Source organism: Flavicella marina (genome assembly GCF_009193215.1).
Classification (GTDB): domain Bacteria; phylum Bacteroidota; class Bacteroidia; order Flavobacteriales; family Flavobacteriaceae; genus Flavicella; species Flavicella marina.
Window position 1 is genome coordinate 1 of sequence record NZ_VYVA01000008.1, and the last position, 5,512, is coordinate 5,512.

Annotated in this window: 2 tRNA genes and 3 rRNA genes; all 5 read right to left on the minus strand. The window is 45.9% G+C overall.

Annotated elements, in window-relative coordinates:
• Positions 1-41 precede the first annotated feature (41 nt).
• The 5 genes from rrf to F6P99_RS13330 all read right to left on the minus strand — a co-directional run bounded on the left by rrf (position 42) and on the right by F6P99_RS13330 (position 5,234).
• Positions 42-150 (minus strand): 5S ribosomal RNA (rrf, locus tag F6P99_RS13310).
• Positions 151-297: 147 nt separating this feature from the next.
• A 23S ribosomal RNA gene (locus F6P99_RS13315) occupies positions 298-3,123 on the minus strand.
• 253 nt (positions 3,124-3,376) lie between these two features.
• A tRNA-Ala gene (locus F6P99_RS13320) sits at positions 3,377-3,450 on the minus strand.
• Positions 3,451-3,539: 89 nt separating this feature from the next.
• A tRNA-Ile gene (locus F6P99_RS13325) sits at positions 3,540-3,613 on the minus strand.
• Between the two features lie 97 nt (positions 3,614-3,710).
• Positions 3,711-5,234: ribosomal RNA gene (locus F6P99_RS13330) — 16S ribosomal RNA — on the minus strand.
• The 16S, 23S and 5S rRNA genes sit together here with 2 tRNA genes alongside, the layout of an rRNA operon.
• Positions 5,235-5,512 lie beyond the last annotated feature (278 nt).

The window sequence follows — 5,512 nt, forward strand, 5'->3', positions numbered from 1 at the left end:
AAAAAAAAGCCTCAATCATAAATCTGATTGAGGCTTTAAAAAAAAGGCGGTGACATACTCTCCCACCATTGGCAGTACCATCTGCGCTGATAGGTTTAACTTCTCTGTTCGGAATGGGAAGAGGTGAGCCCTATCGCAATAACCACCTTAAGGTTGTTGCAGTCTTGTTTAAAAGACTGTATATGATTAACATATTAAAATATTGATTCGTTGTAGATACTTCTACTATAATATAATTGAGGTATAGAATGTATAAAGAGTTTCCCTCCCGCTAGGTCACCCTAGCGGAAGTTCTTTGTACAAAAGCCTATGGGTTATTAGTACTACTTGGCTATGACATTACTGCCTTTACACCTATAGCCTATCAACGTGGTGATCTTCCACGACCCTTTAAAGAAATCTCATCTTGTGGTGGGTTTCGCGCTTATATGCTTTCAGCGCTTATCCCTTCCCAACGTAGCTACTCTGCAATGCCCTTAGCAGAACAACAGATACACCAGAGGTTAGTCCAACTCGGTCCTCTCGTACTAGAGTCAGATCCACGCAAATTTCTAACGCCCGCTACAGATAGAGACCGAACTGTCTCACGACGTTCTGAACCCAGCTCGCGTGCCACTTTAATGGGCGAACAGCCCAACCCTTGGGACCTTCTCCAGCCCCAGGATGTGACGAGCCGACATCGAGGTGCCAAACCCCCCCGTCGATGTGAGCTCTTGGGGGAGATCAGCCTGTTATCCCCGGAGTACCTTTTATCCTTTGAGCGATGGCCCTTCCATGCGGAACCACCGGATCACTATGCTCTTGTTTCCAACCTGATCGACTTGTTAGTCTCGCAGTCAAGCACCCTTATGCCATTGCACTCTACGCACGGTTACCAAGCGTGCTGAGGGTACCTTTAGAAGCCTCCGTTACTCTTTTGGAGGCGACCACCCCAGTCAAACTACCCACCAAGCACTGTCCCCTTCGCAGGGTTAGGCTCTAGACAAGCAAAGGGTGGTATTTCAAGGACGACTAAACTACGCCTGGCGACGCAGCATCGAAGTCTCCCACCTATCCTACACATTACTTATCCAAAGTCAATACTAAGCTATAGTAAAGGTTCACGGGGTCTTTTCGTCCCGTAGCGGGTAATCGGCATCTTCACCGATACTACAATTTCACCGAGCTCATGGCTGAGACAGTGTCCAGATCGTTGCACCATTCGTGCAGGTCGGAACTTACCCGACAAGGAATTTCGCTACCTTAGGACCGTTATAGTTACGGCCGCCGTTTACTGGGGCTTCATTTGAGAGCTTCGCCGAAGCTAACTCCTCCACTTAACCTTCCAGCACCGGGCAGGTGTCAGGCCCTATACATCAACTTTCGTTTTAGCAGAGCCCTGTGTTTTTGATAAACAGTCGCCTGGACCTATTCACTGCGGCCCATCATAGATGGGCGCCCCTTCTCCCGAAGTTACGGGGCGATTTTGCCTAGTTCCTTAGCCATGAATCACTCGAGCACCTTAGAATTCTCTTCCCAACCACCTGTGTCGGTTTAGGGTACGGGCTGCTTCACTCGCTTTTCTTGGAAGTCGCTTCGCTGTATTATCACCTTGACCGAAGTCTCAGTGTACTATCGAGGTGTTACCACTCTCTTCAACGTACTATTCTGTCAGTACGCAACAACTATACGCCTCCGTCACTTTTAACGTGAGCAGGTACTGGAATATTAACCAGTTGTCCATCGACTACCCCTTTCGGGTTCGCCTTAGGTCCCGACTAACCCTCAGCTGATTAGCATCGCTGAGGAAACCTTGGTCTTTCGGTGGGCGGGTTTCTCACCCGCCTTATCGTTACTTATGCCTACATTTTCTTTTCTAGTCGCTCCACCATCTCTTACGAAACAACTTCAACGCAACTAGAATGCTCCCCTACCACTGTAATAAATTACAATCCATAGCTTCGGTAATATACTTATGCCCGATTATTATCCATGCTCGATCGCTCGACTAGTGAGCTGTTACGCACTCTTTAAATGAATGGCTGCTTCCAAGCCAACATCCTAGCTGTCTGTGCAATCGAACCTCGTTAGTTCAACTTAGTATATATTTGGGGACCTTAGCTGATGGTCTGGGTTCTTTCCCTCTCGGACATGGACCTTAGCACCCATGCCCTCACTGCTGTGTATATTTAATAGCATTCGGAGTTTGTCAGGAATTGGTAGGCGGTGAAGCCCCCGCATCCAATCAGTAGCTCTACCTCTATTAAACTAAACCACAACGCTGCACCTAAATGCATTTCGGGGAGTACGAGCTATTTCCTGGTTTGATTGGCCTTTCACCCCTACCCACAGGTCATCCCAAGACTTTTCAACGTCAACGGGTTCGGTCCTCCACTGTATGTTACTACAGCTTCAACCTGCCCATGGGTAGATCACCAGGTTTCGCGTCTACTACTACTAACTATACGCCCTATTCAGACTCGCTTTCGCTACGGCTGCTCCACTGAATGGATTAACCTTGCTAGAAACAGTAACTCGTAGGCTCATTATGCAAAAGGCACGCCGTCACACAGTAAATGTGCTTCGACCGCTTGTAGGCGTACGGTTTCAGGATCTCTTTCACTCCCTTACTTAGGGTTCTTTTCACCTTTCCCTCACGGTACTAGTTCACTATCGGTCTCTCAGGAGTATTTAGCCTTACCGGATGGTCCCGGTGGATTCATACAGGATTACTCGTGTCCCGCACTACTCAGGATACCACTATCAATAATCAATCTTACCCGTACGGGGCTATCACCCTCTATGGCCAAACTTTCCAGTTTGTTCTGATTCAATTGACATCAAATAACGTGGTCCTACAACCCCAAACTTGCCGAAACAAGCTTGGTTTGGGCTAATCCGCGTTCGCTCGCCACTACTAACGGAATCACTATTGTTTTCTCTTCCTCCGGTTACTTAGATGTTTCAGTTCACCGGGTTAACCTCCTTGCGGATAACATGTCTTCAACATGCTGGGTTGTCCCATTCGGAAATCTGCGGATCAATTCGTATGTGCCAATCCCCACAGCTTATCGCAGCTTATCGCGTCCTTCATCGTCTCTGAGAGCCTAGGCATCCGCCATACGCCCTTACTTAGCTTTTTGTACTTTTTGCTCTTTTATTCTATTTGTTACTAATTATAGATCTTAATCTATAACTAATTGCATGCTATGCATGCCTCTATTTGTATTATAGCTCGTTATTAATTTTAGTTTTTCTAAAATATAACTTCTGTATCTTTTACGATATCAGTATTTCAATATGTCAATGAACGTTGCGAATCGCAACAGATAATTAAATCTATTACTATTCTTAAAACAACACTTTGGAATAATTATCCCAAGGCATTGCCTTGTTGTGGAGAATATCGGAGTCGAACCGATGACCTCCTGCGTGCAAGGCAGGCGCTCTAGCCAGCTGAGCTAATCCCCCAAGAAAAATCTTTCTGAAGGTCTTTTAAAACTCAACTTCTAAAATTTCCTATATGTTTTATATATACTTAACTCCCCATTTTAAAATAGTAGTCTCGGGCAGACTCGAACTGCCGACCTCTACATTATCAGTGTAGCGCTCTAACCAGCTGAGCTACGAGACTCTGTTTTCAAGATAGTCTTGTGTATATAAATATAAAATTGAACAGCAATTAAAAATTAAATCTCCTTATTTTCATAACCTAACATCTCTTTCTCTAGAAAGGAGGTGTTCCAGCCGCACCTTCCGGTACGGCTACCTTGTTACGACTTAGCCCTAGTTACCAGTTTTACCCTAGGCGGCTGCTTGCGCTCACCGACTTCAGGTACCCCCAGCTTCCATGGCTTGACGGGCGGTGTGTACAAGGCCCGGGAACGTATTCACCGCATCATGGCTGATATGCGATTACTAGCGATTCCAGCTTCACGGAGTCGAGTTGCAGACTCCGATCCGAACTGTGATATGGTTTGTAGATTCGCTCCCTGTCACCAGGTGGCTGCTCTCTGTCCATACCATTGTAGCACGTGTGTAGCCCAGGACGTAAGGGCCGTGATGATTTGACGTCATCCCCACCTTCCTCACGGTTTGCACCGGCAGTCTCTTTAGAGTCCTCAGCTTAACCTGTTAGCAACTAAAAATAGGGGTTGCGCTCGTTATAGGACTTAACCTGACACCTCACGGCACGAGCTGACGACAACCATGCAGCACCTTGTAAGAAGTCCGAAGAAATAGCTATCTCTAGCTAATGCATCCTACATTTAAGCCCTGGTAAGGTTCCTCGCGTATCATCGAATTAAACCACATGCTCCACCGCTTGTGCGGGCCCCCGTCAATTCCTTTGAGTTTCAATCTTGCGACCGTACTCCCCAGGTGGGACACTTATCACTTTCGCTTAGTCACTGAGCTAATGCCCAACAACTAGTGTCCATCGTTTACGGCGTGGACTACCGGGGTATCTAATCCCGTTCGCTCCCCACGCTTTCGTCCATCAGCGTCAGTACATTCGTAGTAGACTGCCTTCGCAATCGGTATTCTGTGTAATATCTATGCATTTCACCGCTACACTACACATTCTATCTACTTCCAAATGACTCAAGACTAACAGTATCAAAGGCAGTTCCACAGTTAAGCTGTGGGATTTCACCTCTGACTTATTAGCCCGCCTACGGACCCTTTAAACCCAATGATTCCGGATAACGCTTGGACCCTCCGTATTACCGCGGCTGCTGGCACGGAGTTAGCCGGTCCTTATTCATATAGTACCGTCAAGCTTCTACACGTAGAAGTGTTTCTTCCTATATAAAAGAAGTTTACAACCCATAGGGCAGTCTTCCTTCACGCGGCATGGCTGGATCAGAGTTGCCTCCATTGTCCAATATTCCTCACTGCTGCCTCCCGTAGGAGTCTGGTCCGTGTCTCAGTACCAGTGTGGGGGATCTCCCTCTCAGGACCCCTACCTATCGATGTCTTGGTAAGCCGTTACCTTACCAACTAACTAATAGGACGCATAGTCATCTTGTACCCATAAATGTTTAATATCTAAATGATGCCACTTAAATATACTATGAGGTATTAATCCAAATTTCTCTGGGCTATCCCTCTGTACAAGGTAGATTCTATACGCGTTACGCACCCGTGCGCCGGTCGTCAGCAGAAAAGCAAGCTTCTCCCTGTTACCCCTCGACTTGCATGTGTTAAGCCTGCCGCTAGCGTTCATCCTGAGCCAGGATCAAACTCTTCATCGTTATTTTTTTATTGGCAATGCCAATTATAATTACGACGCTAGCTTACTCTTTTTAGAATTCTTTTCGTAATATAAATATCACGTGATTCAATTTTTAATTTTACGCTGTCAATTTCAATATTTTCAATGAACGTTGTGAATCACAACTTATAAGTTATTCACTCTATCGTGATCACTTTTTTTCTCTTTCACTAAGACGACTCTGTCGCTTAGCGGCTGCAAATCTAAAACCTTTTTTCAATATAAAAAAATAAAATTTTAATTATTTTTTTAAACCTC